The sequence below is a fragment of the Arthrobacter sp. MYb23 genome (genome assembly GCF_002979775.1).
Lineage (GTDB): Bacteria > Actinomycetota > Actinomycetes > Actinomycetales > Micrococcaceae > Arthrobacter.
In genome coordinates this window covers 24,092-42,248 of the sequence record NZ_PCPR01000030.1, presented here as the reverse complement: position 1 = coordinate 42,248, position 18,157 = coordinate 24,092, and the positions used below count along the sequence as shown (strand labels likewise).

The 18,157-nt window shown below is 63.5% G+C and carries 21 protein-coding genes; 15 read left to right on the top strand and 6 right to left on the bottom strand.

Annotated elements, in window-relative coordinates:
* Window positions 1–85: 85 nt before the first annotated feature.
* Together CQ020_RS21580 and CQ020_RS21575 are read right to left on the bottom strand one after the other, a co-directional pair.
* The gene (locus CQ020_RS21580; RefSeq protein WP_105693926.1) at window positions 86–289 is read right to left on the bottom strand and encodes a hypothetical protein; all 204 of its coding nucleotides are present in this window, start codon (window positions 287–289) and stop codon (window positions 86–88) included.
* Between the two features lie 120 nt (window positions 290–409).
* Window positions 410–2,320 (bottom strand): DUF2264 domain-containing protein, encoded by a 1,911-nt coding sequence (locus CQ020_RS21575; RefSeq protein ID WP_105693925.1) that lies wholly within the window; start codon window positions 2,318–2,320, stop codon window positions 410–412.
* A 191-nt stretch (window positions 2,321–2,511) separates the two neighbouring features.
* Between CQ020_RS21575 and CQ020_RS21570 the strand changes: the two genes are divergently transcribed.
* The 14 genes from CQ020_RS21570 (at window position 2,512) to CQ020_RS21505 (ending at window position 12,388) form a co-directional block, all read left to right on the top strand.
* Complete coding sequence (locus CQ020_RS21570) at window positions 2,512–3,018, top strand: Asp23/Gls24 family envelope stress response protein (RefSeq protein WP_105693924.1); 507 nt, start codon at window positions 2,512–2,514, stop codon at window positions 3,016–3,018.
* A complete protein-coding gene (locus CQ020_RS21565) occupies window positions 3,015–3,206 on the top strand; it encodes a DUF2273 domain-containing protein (RefSeq protein ID WP_024818603.1) in 192 nt (63 codons plus the stop codon). The genes CQ020_RS21570 and CQ020_RS21565 overlap by 4 nt, the downstream gene beginning before the upstream one ends.
* On the top strand, window positions 3,203–3,649 hold the full coding sequence (locus CQ020_RS21560; protein ID WP_105693923.1) for a hypothetical protein: 447 nt from the start codon (window positions 3,203–3,205) through the stop codon (window positions 3,647–3,649). Before CQ020_RS21565 ends, CQ020_RS21560 begins: the two co-directional genes overlap by 4 nt.
* Window positions 3,646–4,227, top strand: coding sequence for a hypothetical protein (locus CQ020_RS21555; RefSeq protein ID WP_105693922.1), 582 nt, complete (start codon window positions 3,646–3,648; stop codon window positions 4,225–4,227). The genes CQ020_RS21560 and CQ020_RS21555 overlap by 4 nt, the downstream gene beginning before the upstream one ends.
* On the top strand, window positions 4,224–4,829 hold the full coding sequence (locus tag CQ020_RS21550; RefSeq protein WP_105693921.1) for a hypothetical protein: 606 nt from the start codon (window positions 4,224–4,226) through the stop codon (window positions 4,827–4,829). The genes CQ020_RS21555 and CQ020_RS21550 overlap by 4 nt, the downstream gene beginning before the upstream one ends.
* A 95-nt stretch (window positions 4,830–4,924) precedes the next feature.
* Complete coding sequence (locus CQ020_RS21545) at window positions 4,925–5,155, top strand: CsbD family protein (protein ID WP_105693920.1); 231 nt, start codon at window positions 4,925–4,927, stop codon at window positions 5,153–5,155.
* A 112-nt stretch (window positions 5,156–5,267) separates the two neighbouring features.
* A complete protein-coding gene (locus CQ020_RS21540; protein WP_024818608.1) occupies window positions 5,268–5,852 on the top strand; it encodes an RNA polymerase sigma factor in 585 nt (194 codons plus the stop codon).
* A complete protein-coding gene (locus CQ020_RS21535; protein ID WP_146116682.1) occupies window positions 5,849–6,496 on the top strand; it encodes an Asp23/Gls24 family envelope stress response protein in 648 nt (215 codons plus the stop codon). Before CQ020_RS21540 ends, CQ020_RS21535 begins: the two co-directional genes overlap by 4 nt.
* Window positions 6,493–6,861, top strand: coding sequence for a hypothetical protein (locus CQ020_RS21530; protein WP_258142152.1), 369 nt, complete (start codon window positions 6,493–6,495; stop codon window positions 6,859–6,861). The genes CQ020_RS21535 and CQ020_RS21530 overlap by 4 nt, the downstream gene beginning before the upstream one ends.
* 84 nt (window positions 6,862–6,945) lie before the next feature.
* Window positions 6,946–8,046 (top strand): substrate-binding domain-containing protein, encoded by a 1,101-nt coding sequence (locus CQ020_RS21525; protein WP_105693919.1) that lies wholly within the window; start codon window positions 6,946–6,948, stop codon window positions 8,044–8,046.
* 108 nt (window positions 8,047–8,154) lie between these two features.
* The gene (locus CQ020_RS21520; RefSeq protein WP_105693918.1) at window positions 8,155–9,462 is read left to right on the top strand and encodes a sugar ABC transporter substrate-binding protein; all 1,308 of its coding nucleotides are present in this window, start codon (window positions 8,155–8,157) and stop codon (window positions 9,460–9,462) included.
* 57 nt (window positions 9,463–9,519) lie between these two features.
* A complete protein-coding gene (locus tag CQ020_RS21515) occupies window positions 9,520–10,476 on the top strand; it encodes a carbohydrate ABC transporter permease (protein ID WP_105693917.1) in 957 nt (318 codons plus the stop codon).
* Window positions 10,473–11,387 carry a carbohydrate ABC transporter permease gene (locus CQ020_RS21510; RefSeq protein ID WP_105693916.1) on the top strand — a complete coding sequence of 305 codons (915 nt, stop codon included), beginning with the start codon at window positions 10,473–10,475 and terminating at the stop codon, window positions 11,385–11,387. Before CQ020_RS21515 ends, CQ020_RS21510 begins: the two co-directional genes overlap by 4 nt.
* On the top strand, window positions 11,384–12,388 hold the full coding sequence (locus CQ020_RS21505; protein WP_105693915.1) for a hydroxyacid dehydrogenase: 1,005 nt from the start codon (window positions 11,384–11,386) through the stop codon (window positions 12,386–12,388). The genes CQ020_RS21510 and CQ020_RS21505 overlap by 4 nt, the downstream gene beginning before the upstream one ends.
* 68 nt (window positions 12,389–12,456) lie before the next feature.
* On the opposite strand, the gene CQ020_RS21500 is transcribed toward CQ020_RS21505, so the two are convergent.
* Both CQ020_RS21500 and CQ020_RS21495 read right to left on the bottom strand, forming a co-directional pair.
* Window positions 12,457–12,849 (bottom strand): STAS/SEC14 domain-containing protein, encoded by a 393-nt coding sequence (locus CQ020_RS21500; RefSeq protein ID WP_105693914.1) that lies wholly within the window; start codon window positions 12,847–12,849, stop codon window positions 12,457–12,459.
* Between the two features lie 125 nt (window positions 12,850–12,974).
* Complete coding sequence (locus CQ020_RS21495; RefSeq protein WP_105693913.1) at window positions 12,975–14,390, bottom strand: MFS transporter; 1,416 nt, start codon at window positions 14,388–14,390, stop codon at window positions 12,975–12,977.
* Between the two features lie 78 nt (window positions 14,391–14,468).
* On the opposite strand from CQ020_RS21495, the gene CQ020_RS21490 reads away from it, so the two are divergent.
* Window positions 14,469–15,698, top strand: coding sequence for a GAF domain-containing sensor histidine kinase (locus tag CQ020_RS21490; RefSeq protein WP_105693912.1), 1,230 nt, complete (start codon window positions 14,469–14,471; stop codon window positions 15,696–15,698).
* A gap of 123 nt (window positions 15,699–15,821) precedes the next feature.
* Here the strand turns inward: CQ020_RS21490 and CQ020_RS21485 are convergent, their stop codons facing one another.
* Window positions 15,822–17,228 (bottom strand): serine/threonine-protein kinase, encoded by a 1,407-nt coding sequence (locus CQ020_RS21485; RefSeq protein ID WP_258142151.1) that lies wholly within the window; start codon window positions 17,226–17,228, stop codon window positions 15,822–15,824.
* A gap of 229 nt (window positions 17,229–17,457) precedes the next feature.
* Entirely contained in the window at window positions 17,458–18,099 is a 642-nt protein-coding gene (locus CQ020_RS21480) for a TetR/AcrR family transcriptional regulator (RefSeq protein WP_105693911.1), read from the bottom strand.
* Window positions 18,100–18,157: the final 58 nt, after the last annotated feature.

Below are 18,157 nucleotides of genomic sequence, written 5' to 3'. Positions count from 1 at the left end.
CCGGACTCCATCGTCCCTTAAACGACGTCGGGCAGGGTACCTTCCCGACGAGAAAGGTCCCTGCCCGAATCAAAAGCTATGCGTTCTAGAACCCGACGACGGACTGCGGCCAAATGCTGCGGAGCCCCGCACCGAGAGGATTGAACTGCTCACGGACGGCCACCACTGCACGATTCTGGCCGAGACCTTCGCCTGCCTGATGGACAGCCTCCGCGGCTCCTGCAAAGACATCGGACTTCACGTAGGCGGCGCCGGTGTTCGAGGACGTGGCGGCGATGTGGTCAGTCATTTCGGTGGTCCTTCCTGGAAGCTCCCATCAGCAGATTGGCTGATGTTTCAACCATCGGACCGGGCCCTCAAGAACACCGCCGGGTCATCTCAAGATTGGCTCAAGATTTCACCCGCCGCCTCAAAACGCGAAGGACACCTCCAGCACCTGGCCCGAACCCAAGGTGAGGCGCGCGCTGACCCGGCCACCGTCGTCGAGCACGTCCAGAACCGTGGAAGGCCCGACGGCGGCGGGAACCCACGGCGGTGCCTCGCCGCCGAGGTACACCAGCGAGGCGAAACAGCTTCGCTCCCCGGAGAGCCGCCCCTCAAGGTAGCCGCACGCAGCATGCTCCCCCAGGGGCGAAACATCTTCCCCGCGGTGGATGCCTCCGCCCGTGTAGCCGTGAAGCGGCCAGATAGCAGCATGAAGGTGACCGTCGCTGAGGACGCCATGATGGTCACTCACGGGGGACGCTCCGGCGAGCGCGTAACCGCCGTCGCGGACCGTAAGCCCGGAACCGGCTTCCACAACGTGCACCCGCAATTCATAGCCGCCGGACACCGCTGTGCCCGTCGCCACCTTCCAGGGTGACTGGGCGGGATCATCTCCGTCCCAGATGGGGGCGTGCCAGCTGGCCGCCTGATTGTTCCGTGACTCGAGGCGGTGGATCCTCGCACGGCGGCTGGGAGTTTCGGAGTAGTTGAGGATGGCGAAGTGGTTGTCTACGGGATCCTGGGTGAACAGCGGTGCCGTGTGGCTGGAATAGGCGAGGCGGCGATACAGGGGATCATCCGGGCCTGGAGCATAATACTTGTCGCTGCCATGGTTGAGCACACGGAAAATCCCGTCAGTGGCCGTGGAATGGAGAAGGTAGTTGGGTGCCTCCGCATGCTTGAGGCCGTCCGCGGTTTCCCATGGTGAGCGTTCCTCAACGGCGGTCCACACCGGGTGGTCCGCCGGCAGGAGGAGTCCCACAAAGGCTTTGGAGGTCCAGTACGGCGATGCGGGGCCCGAGTATTCCTGGGTCATCGGTTCGAAAGCGCCCAGCCATCCAAGGGACGGCAGGCCGCCGTCGCAAGCACCGCCGTCGTATGCGCCGCCGTCGAGAAAGTACTTGGCGGCGCCGCTGGCGATCCGTCGGGTCTGGCCCGTACTGATCGGCGTCGCGGAGACTGCCTCGCCCATAAACAGCGGCGCGATGGCCGCGTAGCGGTAGATCAGGGAACGGCCGTGGAAGACCGGGGCGCCGTTCGAGCCAAAGAACCTGACGTGGTCCTCCAGGAAAGCGGAGAGCCTGGTCCGGTAGAGCTCCAGCCGCTCATTGGCCTCCGGGTGCCGTCCCGCCGCGAACTGTGCCCACAGGATGGGGTACAGATGCATGGCCCAGCCGCAGTAATAGTCGAAGAAATCGCCGGTGCCGTCGTTGTCGCCGTCCCGGTACCAGCCCCCGCCGGCGTACCAGTCCTCGAGCCTGTTCAGTCCGTGTTTGATCTGGGATTCGTTGTGGTCGAATCCGGCACCGGCCAGGAATTCGGCAATCATCACTTGGAAGAGCACCCAGTTGTTGTCCACGCAGGTGCTCGTCGAGGAACCTTGCAGCCAGGCGGCCACCTGGGTTTGCTGGTCAGTGCTCAGCCCGTCCCACAACCACGGCTTGGTGAGTTGGAGCCCAAGGACTATGGAGGCGGCTTCCACCATGGGCTGCGAACGGTCACGGATGGGCGGCCACGCTTCCGGACCGCCCTCCTGTGTTCCCTCCAGGAGTCCCTCGCGGTAGAACTCGAAATGTCCGTAGGGATCGCCTCCACGCTCGCCCGCCACGCGGAAGGCCGCCATCAGGAACGTCCGGGCGAATCCCTCCAGACCGTCGGACAAGACTCCCGACGACGACGGCCTGCCGCCCAGCCGGATGGTCGCCTTCCCGGGCGAAAAGTAAGGGCGCACCGCGAGCAACTGCTGATCCGCGAAGGCCACCCAGTGCTCCCGCGTCCACCCTGTGATGGGGCTGAGGTCAAAATCCGGTGCGGGCATGGTGAAGGCGGTTGCCATGAGTCTCCTGCGGGGCGTAGTTCCAGCCTCATTACAGTAGAGCGCCCAGGGTTCGTGCGGGGTGAGTTGAACAATACTGAACGGACGTGATGCAGCTCACATAATTTTCACCGTGAGGATTCGTTGCCGGGCCACGTCCTATTCATGACGGCGCAAAAGAACGCCGCACACAACGGACAGGAGTGATTGCCATGACGATCCAGACCCACACCCCCGCAGACGTCCCCGCAAAGAACACCCAGGCAGCCACCTCCGCATCGGCACTGGACAAGACGGCACACGACGTGACGGTCCAGGACAAGGGCAAGGACGGTCGCGGCGCAACCACTGTGGCTGACGGCGTCGTAGCCAAGATCGCTGGCATCGCCATCCAGGAAATCCCCGGTGTCCACGCCTTGGGCGGCGGCGCGGCCCGTGCCATCGGAAACCTGCGTGAAAAGGTTGGCCAGAAGGACCTCACGCAGGGCGTCAGCGTTGAAGTTGGCCAGACCCAGGTGGCCGTGGACGTCACCCTGGTTGTTGAATACCCGCACCCGCTCCAGGAAGTGGCAGACAATGCCCGCGACGCCGTTTACACGGCAATCGAAGACTTGGTGGGCATGGAAGTCACCGAAGTGAACATCACCATCACGGACATCCACGTGCCGTCCGAGGACTCCGAGGCCGATGACGCCACGCGTGAGCCGAGGGTCGCATGAGCCCCACAGTTACCGGCATGGCCGTAGGAGCGGTCCTGGCACTGGCCGGCCTGGCCTTCGGATTCTGGGGGCTGCTGCTGACAGCATTGTTCGTAGGAATCGGAGCCGTGCTGGGCCGCTCTGCCGAGGGAAAGCTTGACCTGGGCGGGGTGCTGGATGCCCTGCGGGGCAAGCGCTCCTCGTCATGATCAGCGAAGCCGGTGGCCCGGCACCGGAAAACAAAGCCGGAAACAGGGCCGGAAACACAGCCGGGCACAGAACCGGGCACACCAGGATTGCCCGGACCGCGCTCCGCAGGACGGTGGAAACCATTACGGCCCGCGCTTTCCAGGTAGGCGGGAGCAACGTTACGGCTGAACTGGACGACGACTCCGGCAGGCTCGGCGTCAAGGTTTCCGTCCAGCTGGCGCTCCCGCCCCTGTTGGGGCCCCGGCCGGAGGCGGGCACAGCCCTGGACGGCACAGCAACGCATGGCACCGTCTTCGAGAAGGCCCAGGCCGCGCGGACAGAGCTGGTGGCCCGCAGCCTGGAACTCACCGGCATGGAACTTGGCCGCGTAGACATCCGGCTCACTGGATCCAAGCAGGCACAGTTGAGGGAAAGTCATTCCACGGAAAGGAGGGTGCAGTGAAGCAGGACCGAGTCATCCGGCGCATGATCCGCAGGGACACACATTCTTCAAGGTCCGTCCCGTCCGTGGTGGTGGCCTCCATCCTTCTGGTCACGTTCCTCTGGCTGGCGCTGGAATCCGTGCTGTGGCTTCTCAAGGACCAGCCGTTGCTTGCCAGCCCGGCCCAGCTGCGGCAGTGGCTGCTTGACCTTCCCGCCAACACCATCCCGGCGGGCATGACCGCAGCTGGCGTTGGCCTGGGAATTCTGGGGCTGCTGATCATCGGCATAGCGGTTGGCAAGGGACGCCGGCCCAGGCGCGCTCTGGCGAGCGACCGCACGGCAACGGTTGTCGATGACGACGTCATCGCCGCAGCCGTGTCCAGCAAAGCCCGGCTTGCCGCGGGCCTGGCGCCAGGGCAGGTGACCACCACCGTCGGTGGACGGTCCGTACGCGTCCAGGTGCGTCCGACGTCGGGCGTTCCCCTGAACCTTGAGTCCATCAAAACAGCGCTCGACGGCGAACTGGCCACCTATGCACTGGATCGGCCGGTCAAGCGCAACGTACGGGTATTGAACGAAGGAGCAGTGGGGCAATGAGAAGGACCAACCGCGCATTAAACCGCATCCTGCTCACCCTGGTGGGGCTGGCACTTCTGGGCACCGGAGCCGCACTCATCGCGGCCGGAACCCTGCCGGGAGCAGCGGATACGTGGCGGGCCATTGGCTCTACCGTGACGGATCAAGCCCGCACCCTGTCCAGCACCGCCCTTTTGCCTGAACCGGCACGAAGCTGGTGGCTGGTGGCCGGCGTTGCGGTGCTGCTGCTCGGCGCCATACTCAGCGCCGCTTGGCTGGCATCCCAGGGCGGCGGCCGGACACCCCGCCTGGCAGAGCAAGCCGACGGGATCAACGGCCGAACCGTGGTGGACGTTGGACTCATCTCCGCAGCAGTCCACCAGGCCCTGAACGGCAACAAGAACGTCCTGGCTGCCTCAGTCTCCGCCTGGGAATCACGGAGCGGGACGGCGCTGCGGCTCCGCATGCAAGCGCGCAAGGGAACCTCCCCCAGGGAGCTTGCCGATACCGCCGAAGAACTCATCCAAGGAATCGACGTCTGGCTGGGCCATCCACTACCGGTCCTGGTCCGAATCACCAGCGGCGCCCGGACCCGGGTGTCCGGTTCCCGTCGCGCGCGGTGACCGTCTTTCATCAGTCACCGCAGCGAAACAGCTTTCTACCAAATAAAAACCGGCGCGGCTCTCAATGGCCGTCCACAACAAGAAAAGGGAACACCATGGGTATCAACGACAAGATCAACAACGCAGCCACCGAGCACCTCGGTGCCGCCAAGGAAGGCGCAGGAAAGCTCGCCGGCGATCAATCGCTGGAGCGCGAAGGCCAGCAGGACCAAGCACAGGCCAAGATCCAGCAGGCCGGCGAAAAGGTCAAGGACGCTGCAGCGGACATCAGCGAGAACATCAAGGATGCCGCCCAGAAGCTCAAAGAAGGTTTCACCAAGAAGTAAGCGCGGGCAGGGGACGGTTCCACCGGCATCCGGAACCGTCCCGAACGTACCGCCACGATTCACCACTCAAGATTCAGACTCAAGTCCACCGTGCACTGGGAAGGCAGGAAACGTGACTGGTTCACCCGCGGCGCAGCACCAACTGGACCTGGTTCCCGATGCTCTGCTGGCAGGCAGGGCCGCAGATGGTGACACGGCCGCTTTCGAGGCCCTCGCCAGACGCCACGGCCCCCTGATGCGGGCCACAGCCCGTCGGTTGACCGGCTCACTGGCCGACGCCGACGACGTCGTCCAGGAAACACTCGTCCAGGCCTGGAAACAACTGGAGAGCTTGCGGGACCCGGCTGCGGTGAAGGGTTGGCTGCTTCGCATCGTTGGCAGCCGCAGCATCGACCACCTCCGGAAACGCCGCAACCACGCGGACCTTGGCGACGTGGAAAACACAGTGGATGCCACTTCCCCGCCCAAGAACAAAGACCCGGAAACCAACGCCGTCAACAGCTCCCGAATTGAGGCGCTGAAGGCGGCGCTCGCCAAGCTTCCAGAGGAGCAGCGGCGTTGTTGGGTGCTCAAGGAGTTCAATGACCAAAGCTACGAGGAAATTGCGCTGACACTGAACATCAGCCCAGCCAGTGTCCGCGGCCGCCTGGCCCGGGCACGGATCACTCTTGCGCGCACCATGGAGGAATGGCGATGAACACCACCAGCGACACCCTCGAATGCGGCCACAGCCTCGCGGAGCTGAGCGCCTACTTGGACACCGGACAGATCGCAGATCCGGTCCACCTGGAAACATGCCCCGAATGCCAGGCCGGTTTGGCCTCGCTGCGCCACCTCTCCGAGCTGGGACGCGAACTGCTCAGCTCAGACGTGGCGGATGCCGGCTCCGGCACGGACGACTGGATGCAGTCCATCCTGGACAACCTGCGGCTGGAGCTGCGTCCGGGACGGAGCATTCCTTTGCAGTCCGGGAACCCCAACGACACTCTGTGGGAAACGGAAGGATCCATCTCCGCACTCATCCGTTCCGTAGCCGACGCCCTTCCGGGAACAGCCGCCGGCAAATGCCGCCTGCACGGAGACGTCGCCACACCTGGAGCGGGGATCACCGTGGACGTGGAGATAGCGGTCGTTTACGGACACCCCATGGAGGAACGTGCCGCCACGCTTCGCCAGGAACTCGCAGAGACCCTGGCCCTCCATACTGAACTGACCATTCAAGCCATCAACATCACTGTCACCGATGTGCTGGAACCGCCCAAGCCAGCAAGCCCTGCAGATCCCACTACCCCTGCAGATGCCACTACCCCTGCAGATCCCATGACCAAGGAGCAGCCATGACCGAGCCTTTGGAAGTCGGGGACATTGCCCCCGCAACTGCTTCGGGCACCTGGGCAGAGTTGGGCGGTTTGGCCGAACAGCTGCTCGGCGTAGTTCAGTCCGTGGACGGGGTCATTGCCGTGTACCCCGCCCAACCGCTGTGGCAGTCCATTGCAGGCGCGGCGTTGTCCGTGGTCACCGGAGACGCTCCCGCCCTGATCACCCTGACGGACGACGACGAATTGCTGGCCGTGAAGACAAGGATCGCCGTGGGAACATCCCGTCCGGCCCCGGCTGTGGCCCGCGAAGTAGCCGAAGCCGTGCGGCGGCACCTGCTCCCCCGGCCGGCCGCCGTCGACGTTTCGGTGGTAAAAGTAGGGGCCTGAGACGTCTTGAAGCCGCGGAGGCACTCTGTTCTGGTTCATAATGAACAAACTGAACATAAGTGAACTTGATAGGCGGAGACCTGCATGCTGTCCGAGGATCGACAACAGCTCATCCTGAGGGAGCTGGCTTTGCATGGCTCCCTCAATGCCGGAGAGTTCGCGGCCAAGCTGGGGACATCGGGTATGACCATCCGGCGTGATCTTGCCGTGCTAGCCGAGCAGGGCTTGCTGGAGCGCGTGCACGGCGGCGCCATAACCTCAGGGGGCAAACCTGCAGGTCCCGCCGCCCAACAGTCCACGTCCTGGCGTCCAGGCGGGAGGCGGCCGTTGGCGACGATCGGGATGATCGTGCCGTCGGCGTCGTACTACTTCCCGGGCGTGATCCGCGGGGCGGAGGCCGCCGCGCACGAGGCAGGCGTGCGGTTGGTCCTGGGCGTTTCCAACTACTCGGGGGCTGAAGAGCGGCGGCAATTGCGGCGGCTGTACGAACACGGCGTGGACGGAATCCTCATCACGCCCAGCGAGCAATCATTGGCCGGCACGGAGACATTAGACCTGCTCGCCGAAGCCGACGTGCCGGTAGTGGTGGTGGAACGGTCCATCGACGACGCGCAAGACCGCGGCCGGCTCGAATCCGTGCGCAGCGACCATGTGCGCGGCTCGGAGATCGCTGTGAACCACCTGCTGGGACTCGGGCATCGGAAGATCGCCATCTGCCTCCGGGAGAACAGCCCCACCGCCCCGCAACTGATCGATGGCTTCCACCTGGCCATGCAGCGGGCCGGGCATTCCCGCGACGAGTCAATGGTCCGCGCCATGTCCCGCGCGCAGAACGATCCGCAGGCCCACCGCTTGCTGGTGGACGCGATCCTGGACTGGTGCGCCGAATCGCAGGTGACAGCCGCGGTTGTCCACACGGATGAGGACGCGCTTCAGTTCGTGAGCGCCTGCCAGGAGCGGCGGCTGCGGGTACCGGAGGACTTTGCGATTGTCTCGTACGACGACGAGATTGCCGCGCTGGGGGCCGTTCCGCTCACCGCTGTGGCACCGCCGAAATACGACGTCGGACACCAGGCTTTGGTGATGTGCCTGAACCGGATCGGAGGAAGGCGCGGGAGTACCTCGGCGCTCCAGCGGGTCAACCTGTCTCCCGCCTTGGTGGTCAGGGAATCGACGCAGGTGTAGCCCAGAATCTGTTTACTTCTGTTCACTTTGTTGATGATGTTCACTTTTGTGGATTTCATGGTGCCTAGTCCACCACGACTCGCATCGTGAACTTCAAAGGAGAACAGAATGAAGCGTCGCCAGCTTCTGCTTGGAGCAGTCAGCCTCATGGCCACTACTGCCCTCATCACCGGCTGTGGCAGCACCCAGGCCGCCGCACCAACCCCCACCGAAGACCCCTCCGGCACCATCACCTTCTGGTCATCCATGGCAGGGATGGACAAGGTGGCCGAAGCGTTCAACGCCAGCCAGAGCAAGATCAAGGTCACCTTCGAAACCATCCCCAACGGCGGCGCAGGCGGCTATGCCAAGCTCTCCACCGCCATTACGGCAGGCAACGGCCCGGATGTTGCCACGATCGAATACCCGCAGCTGCCCCAGTTCGTCAGCAATGGCCAACTCCAGCCTTTGGACGGATTCATCAACAAGGCCGAAACCGTAGACAAGCTCACTGACGAGACCAAAGCTTTGGTCCAGTTCGGCGATGCAACCTACGCACTCCCCTACGATGCTGCGCCGATGATCATGTGGTACCGCAAGGACATGCTGGACAAGGCCGGTGTGGGAGTCCCCAAGACCTGGCAGGACTTCGAAGAGGCCGGAAAGAAACTGAAGGCCGTAGCGCCGGAAGCACACCTCGCCAGCTTCAACCCGAACGAAGCCGCGCTGACCGCAGCCCTCTCCTGGCAGGCCGGCGCCAAGTGGTTCGGAACCGAAGGCGACAGCTGGAAGGTGGGCATCAACGACGAAGCCACACAGAAGGTGGCAAACTACTGGCAGAAGCTGATCGACCAGAAGATCGTCAAGGTCCAGCAGTCCTTCAGCGACGAATGGTCCGCGGACCTGGCCAGCGGCGCCGTCGTAGGTGTCCTGGGCGCCAACTGGAGCGCAACCGGAATCCAGAAGCGTACCGAAGCCAGCGGCCAGAAGGGCCAGTGGATTGCTGCCGAGGCTCCCAACTGGGGCTCACCCGCTGACGCGTTCTATGGCGGCTCCAGCTTCAACATCACCAAGAGCAGCAAGAACCCGGCAGCCGCCGCGAAGTTCATCGAGTTCCTCGCCACCAGCCAGGATGCCGTCAAGGCCCGCGGCAACACCGGTTCTGCCTTCCTCGCCTACCCGGGCCTGACGCCGGTGGCGCAGCAGGCGTTCGATTCCAGCTACTTCGGCAACGACATCTACGCCGTCTTCGACAAGGCCTACGCCTCCATCACGCCGGGCTGGCAGTGGGGCCCCAACTGGGACATCACCAACACCGCCCTCAAGGACGCCTACGGCAAGCTGACCAGTGGCGGCAAGGTCCTCGACGCCGTCGACACGGCCCAGAGCGCCACGGTGACCGGACTCAAGCAGAACGGTCTCTCCGTCAAGGAGTAGGCCCGCACGGCAGGACGGTTAGGTTCACTGGCCGTCCTGCCAGCGAGGAGATTAAACATGGTCACCCAAGCACCCAACACGCCGTCCGCCGCCGTCAAACCCATACCCCGGATCCCGCGTAAGCCCCGTGCAATGTCCGGGACCGGAGGCCGCACCGCGGCCTTGTTCCTTACCCCGTTTTTCGCCGTCTTCGCCGTGGCCATGGTTGCGCCCGTCATCTACGCGATGGTGCTGAGCTTCTTTGCGCAGCAGAAGTCCGGATTGGGCTTTGGCGAGGCCAAGACCTCGTTTGTGGGCTTGGAAAACTATCTGCAGGTTCTGCAGTCCGAAACCTTCACGGGCGGCATTGGACGCCTCGCGTTGTACTGCCTGTTTTATATCCCCTGCATGGTAGGCGGCGCCTTGTTATTCGCGCTCCTGATGGATGCCGCAGTGGCCCGTGCACGCAAGCTTTTCCAGCTACTGGTCTTCCTCCCCCACGCAGTGCCCGGCGTCATCGCCGCGCTGATCTGGGCCTACCTCTACACTCCGGGCGTCAGCCCGATCGTTTCGGTCCTGGAAACCGGTGGGATCTCGCTGAACTTCCTGGATAACCAGATGATCCTCCCGTCCATCGTGAACATCGCGGTGTGGGAGTGGACGGGCTACAACGTCATCATTCTGTTCACCGCGTTGCAGGCCGTTCCCCGGGAAATCCTGGAAGCCGCAAGGGTGGACGGTGCCGGCGAAATCCGCGCCGCAATCAGCATCAAGCTTCCCCTGATCCTCCCCGCGCTCAGCGTGATCATGCTGTTCACCGTGATTGGCACGCTCCAGCTCTTCACCGAGCCGTCGATCATTTCCAAGGCCACCGCGTCAGTGACCAGCACCTGGGTCCCCAATATGTGGGCCTTTGACGCTGCATTCAACCGGCACAACCTCAACCAGGCCGCAGCCGCCTCCATCATCATTGCCCTCATGGCCGCTGTACTGTCCTGGGCCGTTACCCGCTTCAGCTCAAGGAACAAAGCATGAGCACCTCCACCGTGTCCCGTACCCCTACCGTGGCTCCGGCGCTGCCGCCAAAGCGCCGCCGTTCCGCTGCCCGCAGCGGCGGCTTCGGCAGCACCTTCACGGTGAACGCCCTGCTGATCCTGGGGTGCGCCTACATGGTCCTCCCCGTGGTGTGGCTGTTCTTCGCTTCCACCAAGAACACCGCGGACCTCTATGGAACAGCCGCCTACGCCCTGGGAGAGCCTGCATTCCTCGAGAACATCATGGCGGTCCTGAACCAGGACGGCGGGGTCTTCCTCCGCTGGATGGCCAACTCCATGTTCTACGCGGCCTTCGGAGCGATCCTGGGCGGACTCATCTCCGTCATGGCGGGCTACGCGTTCGACAAATTCCAGTTCCGGGGCAAGGACTCGTTCTTCGGCATCGTCCTGGTGGGCGTCCTGATTCCCAACACGGCCACGGTGCTGCCCATGTACCTGTTGGCCTCGGTCTTCGGCATCACCAACACCATGTGGGCCATCCTCATCCCGGTCCTGTGCAACCCCTTCGGCGTGTACCTTGCCCGGGTCTACTCGGCTGCATATGTTCCCGCTGAAACCTTGGAGGCTGCCCGTGTTGACGGAGCCGGGCCCATCCGGTCTTTCTTCTCCCTGGGCCTTCCAATGATGATGCCTGGTTATGTCACCATTGCCCTGTTCCAGTTCGTGGGGGTGTGGAACAACTTCATGCTGCCCTTGGTGATGCTCCAGGACCAGCAGCTCCTTCCCGTCAGCGTCGGCATCTCCATCTGGCAGGGCTACTCCGTACCGCAGCCCGAATTCACGCCCATGGTCATCACAGGTTCACTGTTGTCCATCATTCCGCTGCTGGTGGCCTTCATCATGCTGCAGCGTTTCTGGAAGTCCGGCCTCACCGCAGGAAGCGTCAAATGAGCCTGAATGTAGCCCTGGCCATGCCGTCCCATACGGCGCGGGCGGTGTTTCCTCCGCGGAGCCTGGACCCGTTGGAGCCAGCGTTGAACCTGCTGAGCCGGGAGCCCATCCAGGACTTTCACACCCCCGAAGGCCGTGCGGTTCTGAAGCATGCGGACATCCTCCTCACGGGCTGGGGCTGCCCGATGATCGACCACGCCGTTCTGGACGCAGCCCCGCGTCTGCGGTACGTCCTGCACGCCGCGGGCAGCGTCAAACACCACATCGGCGATGCCTGCTGGGAACGTGGCATCCAGGTCAGCTCAGCGGCCGACGCCAACGCCATCCCCGTGGCCGAGTACACCGTGGCCATGATTATCCTGGCGAACAAACGGGTCCTGCAGATCGCCCGCGCCCTGCACACCACCCGGACCGACGTCCTGGCCGAACAGCTCTTCCCGGACATGGGCAACTACCGCAAACGCGTGGGCATCATCGGCGCCTCCAAAATCGGCCGGCACGTGATTCGTCTGCTCGCACCCTATGATCTGGACGTCGTAGTTTCGGACCCTTACCTGTCCCCGGAACAAGCCGAGGCCCTGGGCGTCGGGCTGGTCAGCCTGGACCATCTGATGGCAAGCAGCGACGTCGTCAGCCTCCACGCGCCGTCGTTACCTTCCACCAAGAACCTCATCAATGCTGGACTGATCGCGCGGATGCGGCCGGGCACCACCTTCATCAACACCGCGCGTGGTGAGTTGGTGGACCAGGATGCGCTGCTGGCCCGGGTGGAGCAGGGCGACCTCTACGCGATCCTGGACGTCACCACACCGTGGGTCCTCCCGGCAGAGTCCCGGTTCTATTCGCATCCCAACGTCCTGCTCACGCCCCACGTCGCAGGCTCGCTGGGCAACGAACTTGAGCGAATGGCGGCGAGCGCCGTGGACGAGGCCCTGCGGTTGTCCCGAGGGAAAGGGCTGCGTTTCGAGGTCACCGTGGAAGATTTGGCGTTCACGGCTTAGCCGTTCAATCAGCACCTGGGGATAACGCACGACGGCGACCTCCCGCCGTCGTGCGTTAATCGCCCCGCTCAGCCGGCCAGACCCTGCTCATCCTCAGAGGGATTCTTGAGCCAGGCCATCGCCTCAACCTCGGAGCTGAAGAAGCGCGTGGGGCACGGCGGCTCGTGAACGGCCAACTGGTAGTGCGCCAGCATACGGTCAACGGGGTTGTTTCCCAACAACGCGATCCTGGACGCCGCACAGGGTTCCAGGAAGACTTTCCGGGCTGCGTGGCTGAGATGAGCCGTTTCGGCCATCGTCACCAGCAGCGGGTAGCGGCGGCCATCCGCGACGACGTTCACGGCGTCAACCGCTGCCCTGGCGTTCTCTTCTTCAATCCGGACACCCGGTTTCCAGACCAGGGACATGACGTCGCCTTCCTCAAACCAGATGTCGTAATCGCCGGCGTCCGCCTGAGCCATAGAACCGTCTCCATCTCTCGTGGACCGCCCGATTGCCCGAGCGCCATCGTGCCTCGAACTGACTCAACCCTGCACCTTCCGATGGTCATACGGTCTCATCCTAAAAGAATGATTTTTGCCGTCCGCTAGCCAGGGGATGGGGTGTCTGCGTTTTCCTTTTCCTTTTCCTCCGCCGCTGTCTGCGCATAAGAGGCAGACACGCGCCGGTAGACCGGAGTCAGGAAGGCGATCAAGGCTACGGCGATCATGATGATTCCGGCCACCAGGAACACCAGTGCAATGCCGCGGGAGATGCCCTCACCCAGCAGCGGTTCCAACTGCCGGGCGCCTTCGGAAGAGCGTGCGTAAGGGATGATCCAGAACTGCGCGATCGGGGCAATGAGGAATGCTGTGATGGGCGCAGCTGCGGACTCGAATGCCATGGCGAACCCAAACACGCGGCCTTGCCGGGGCAGCGGAACCACCTTCTGGATGACGGTTTGCTCGGCGGCCTCCACCACGGGAACCAGCGCCATGTAGAGCCAGATGCCGACGATATACAGCCAAGCCCATTCCCGCAGCGTGAAGACCGCGCCAAGCAACCCCATCAGTGCCACAGCAATGAGCATGGTCCGCAAGGGATTGGACCCGAGGCCGAACTTGCCGATCAGCGCACCGCCCAGGATGAAGCCCGTGGCACCAATGGCAAAGACGACTCCCCACATTTCCACGGAGAACATCTCCAGGCCGTACGGGTCCATCAACGCCATGTAGACGCCGCCGATGAAGTTGTTGAACGTGGAGAAAAGAATCAACGCGAACAGGCCGGAAATTGCCATGACGGCAGCCCATGAGCCGCGCAGGTCGAAGCCACCCTGGGCATCGGAGGCTGCTGCTTTCACTTCCTCCGGGAGGCGCAGGGTGAGCAAATGTGCGAACGCGAGCGCGGTCAGAATCAGGGCCACAACCACGGTCCATCCCATACCCAACAGGCCCACCGAAAGTCCGGAGAGGACCGAGGTGACAATGAACATGAGCCCTTGGACCATGCCCACCAGCCCGTTGGCGTTGGCCCGCCGATCGGGTTCGATCAGGATGGTGACGGTGGTGGACAGGGCAATGTTCCGCATGTTCTCCACCACCGCACCGATCAGGATGATCATGGTGAAAATCCAGAACCACGGCTGTGCCAGGTCAAGGAGTGCCGGCTCCGGTGTCAGCAGGAACATGACGCCTGACAGGACAAACATCACCATGGTGAAGGCTGCGGCGAAACGCATCACCGCCAGTTTCCGGTATCGGTCCACAAAAGTACCGAAACTGATGCTGGAGAGGGCGATCAGCAGCATGTACGCGCCGCCGATCACTCCTGTGGCAATGACGTTGCGTGTCTCCAAGTACACCCAGAACGTCAAGGCGAACCACAGGTAACTGGTGGTGATGTTTGCCAGGGCAGTATTCACCAGGATCCCGGTAAAGGTTCGGGATCTTTGCGCGGGAGAACGGACGGAGAGATCGATACTGTCAGTAGACGCGGCGGAGGCCGGTTCCTGCTCGGTCATGCGTCCCAGTAAACCACCGCCGTCAGCGTCCCGGTAGTATCGGCAGGGAATCCTAATGACGCTTGGGGGAGTAATAACATGACGGAAGTTCAGGGGCAGCTGTCCTTCACTGATGACATCAGCCGGGACCTGGAATTACAGGAGTATGGCCTGGACCCGGCCGTTGACTCCACCCTGCTTCCCAATGCCGCCGTCATGAGTGCCCTGCAGAACCTGGTGCGGCTCGCCACGGAGCTTTGCGGTGCTCCCTTTGGCGTGGTCAACATCATCAGCGCGGAGTACCAGCACCAGATCGGCGCGTGGGGCGTGGACCCCGGCATCTGTTCACGTGAGGATTCCATGTGCGCCAAGGTTTTCCTCTCCCGTGAACGGACCGTGGTGGCTGATGCGTCGCAGGATCCGCGCTTCGCCGACAATCCCTTTGTTACTGGTGAAATCGGGAACGTCCGCTTCTACGCATCGGTCCCGTTACAAACAGAATCCGGCTTCGTTCCCGGAACCCTGTGCGTGTTCTCGGACAAAACAAATGAGCTGCGCCCCGAACAGGTGAGCATGCTGGAGGTCTTGGCGAAGCAAGTGGTGGAGTTGTTGGAGCTGCAGCACCGCACCGTCCAGCTGGACCGCACCTACGCCGAGCTGAGGGACAGCAACGCCAAGCTCGCAGGGTTTGCCGGACGCGTCAGCCACGACCTCCGCATTCCGCTCACCACCATCCTGGGCTATGTGGAACTGGTGGAAGACGATCCCGACGTTGAACCGAGCAGCACGGCCGCGCGTTACCTTGACCGGATTGGCTCCAGCGGGCGGCGGATGCTGGGCATGCTCGAGGATGTCCTGAGCTACTCCCGGGTGGGCGGCGCAGTCCAACCCACGCAGGTTTCCCTTCGCGAGGTCACCGAAGAAGTTGCCCGTGATGTGGGCATTGAGAATCAACGGATGGTGGAAGTTGAAGATCTGACTCTTCATGCCGACCGTGGACAACTGCGGACCCTGCTGCAGAACCTGCTCTCCAACGCCATGAATTACCGCAGCCCTGAGCGCGATCTCCGCGTCCGGATCAGCGGGGTCTCCAACTATCAGGGCGCCACGATCTTCGTGGCGGACAACGGCAAGGGCATCAAACCCGAGGATCGCACCAAAGCCCTGGAGCCTTTGGTGCGTCTGCGGCGGGAAGGTGACGGCCCGGGTTCCGGACTCGGCCTGGCCACCTGCAGCAGCATTGCCAAGGCACACGGGGGCGACCTCACTTTGACAGAAACTCCCGGCGGCGGAACCACAGTGACGGTCAGTTTTCCCGCCGGCCTCTAGCCGCTCCGGGGTGCGTTGCCGCACTGAACGGCCGGGACGCTGAACTTCCGGAAGGCTCACCTTGCGAGGCATAGAGCACGACGGCGGCAGCTCGCCGTCGTGCGTTCATCCGCCCGAATGGGGCTACTTGCCCTCGCCGGATCCTTTGGCCCTCTCGGGCTTCTTCTCGCCCTTGCCGCCGCTCTTGTCCTTGGCTTTATCCGGTCCCGGCGCCACGGCGGGCGCTGGTGCCGGCGCTTGTACCGGCACTTGTACCGGGTTCTGCGCGGGCTCCTGCAGAGTGACTACCTCGGCAGGCTGAACGTCGGCATTACCGGCATCTACGGGCACAGTGTCAGCGGTCACCGGCGCAACCGGGAGAGCCGGCACAACCGGCGCGGCCGGCTGCGGCTCGGCCTGCGATACATCCGTGTCCGCAGGCTGGGAGGGATCCGTGGTGTTGCCCGTGGGCGTGAGTCCCTGGGAGAGGATCAGCAGGGCGAGCGGAATGGTCACCGCCGCCGCGGCCACGCCACGTACGGTCTTGGGTCGCCGTTTGCTGAAGTCCCTGAGGCTGGTGACGGTGGCCAGCCTCCTGGTCGGCGTGCGCAGTGGCAGCCTGGAGGGTGCGGAAGGCAGCAGCGCGGTCCTTCGCCCGGACTGTATCCCTTCATCGGCGAGCGCCTGCTCCACGTTGTCTGCCGTGGGGCGCTTGCCAGGGTCCATGTCCGTCATCGCTTCGAGCAGCTCCCGCAGCGGACCGGGCAATTCCACGGGGATCTGCGGTGCGCGGTGAAGTCGGGCTGATGCGGTCTCGATAGGAGTTCCCGGGTATTCAGCCTTTCCCGTGAGGCATTCGAGGAGTACCAGGCCCAGCGAGTAGATGTCGCTGGCAGGAGTCAACGCCAATCCCTGGGCCTGCTCGGGGCTGAGGTACTGGGCGGTCCCCACGGTGAAGCCTGTTGCGGTGAGGCGGTGATCGTTCATGACCAGGGCCACGCCGAAGTCAGCCAGTTTGACCGACTGCTGACCCAGGCCGTCGTCGTCGGATACCAGGATGTTGGCTGGCTTGATGTCGCGGTGGATGACGTCATGTTCATGAACCTGGGACAGCGCTCCGGCGAGCCGGATCCCGATCCGGGCGGTCTCTGGCACGGTGAGTGGTCCGTCCGTCAGCACTGCGCGCAAGTCCCGGCCTTCGGCCAGTTCCATGACCAGATACGCGCGTTCTTCATCGTTGCGTGTATCTACCCCGGCGTCGAAGGCTGCCACCAGTCCCGGGTGATCAAAGGCGGCCAGGAGCCGCATTTCGTTCTCCTGCCGGGCCCGGAACGACTCATCGCCGGAACCGGGGAGAAAGATCTTGATGGCTACCTCGCGGCCAAGCAGCGTGTCCTTCGCTTGATAGACGGCGGACATGGCGCCCCTGCCCAGCAGGGATCCCAGCTGGTAGCGGTCGCCAAGTATTTCGGTTGCGCCTGCACGGTCAGGCCCTGCAGTTGCGCCGGAGGTGGGGAAATGGGGGTCCACGGCCTCGTAGTTGTTGCCCACGAATGTCACGTCCTTCAGGCATACCTGGAGTCATGGACCCAACCGCTGTCCTTGCGCCACCCAGGCAATGCCGTCAATCAAACTTTCACGATGGCCGCGCGGCCGTCTGCTTCAGCCACGTGCGGCCCAGGCAAGCAGCCCAAACAGCATCATCCGGTTTACCAGATAAGTAATCAGGATACTGATTAAGCGGCCGGAAGGGTAATGGGAAGGCTCAGGAACCCGGGAGTCAGGCCGCCTGAAGCCTGTCCACGGCCGCACGAAGCACGCCCGCCGGAACGCCCAGCGACCATTCAGCCACGTCGGTGATGAACCGCTTGAAGGCGTCATAGTCGAAGGGCTCAGCGTTGTTGACGTAGGAGCCCACGCCGTCAATGGCCACCCAAATACGAATGCACGCCGCAAAGGGGTCCGCCACCACGAAGTCGCCGGACGCGACGCCATCCTCAATGAGGGTGGTCAGCCGGTTGCGATCCAGTTGTTCCTGCCCCAGCAGCGCCTCGGTGAGCGCGGGTGTAAACCGGCAGAGGTGCCGCGCATTGAGCCATAACCGGGTGAGTTCCAAGGATTTATGACCTTCGCTGCGCGAGACCAGGTGAGCCAGGCGCTGGAGTGGAGTTCCGTCGTCGGGAAACAACTCTTCCCGCTCCTCCGAAACGGCGCGCACAAACGCTGCGATCACCAGGTCTTCAGCAGCCGGGTAGTAGTGGCTGATCAGGCCAGGCCGCACGCCCAGGCGGTCGGCGACGGCGCGGAGGGTAATCCGCTCGAGCCCCTCACTCAAGGCAATGGAAGCGGCTTCGGCGAGGATTTCGGCTCGTCGCTCGTCGGGTAACTTCCGGACTCGTTGGGCTGCGGGGCTTGACACCATGACGTTCAGTCTATTGGATTAGTGACCAATAGCTCATTGGTCACACGACCAATAGTGC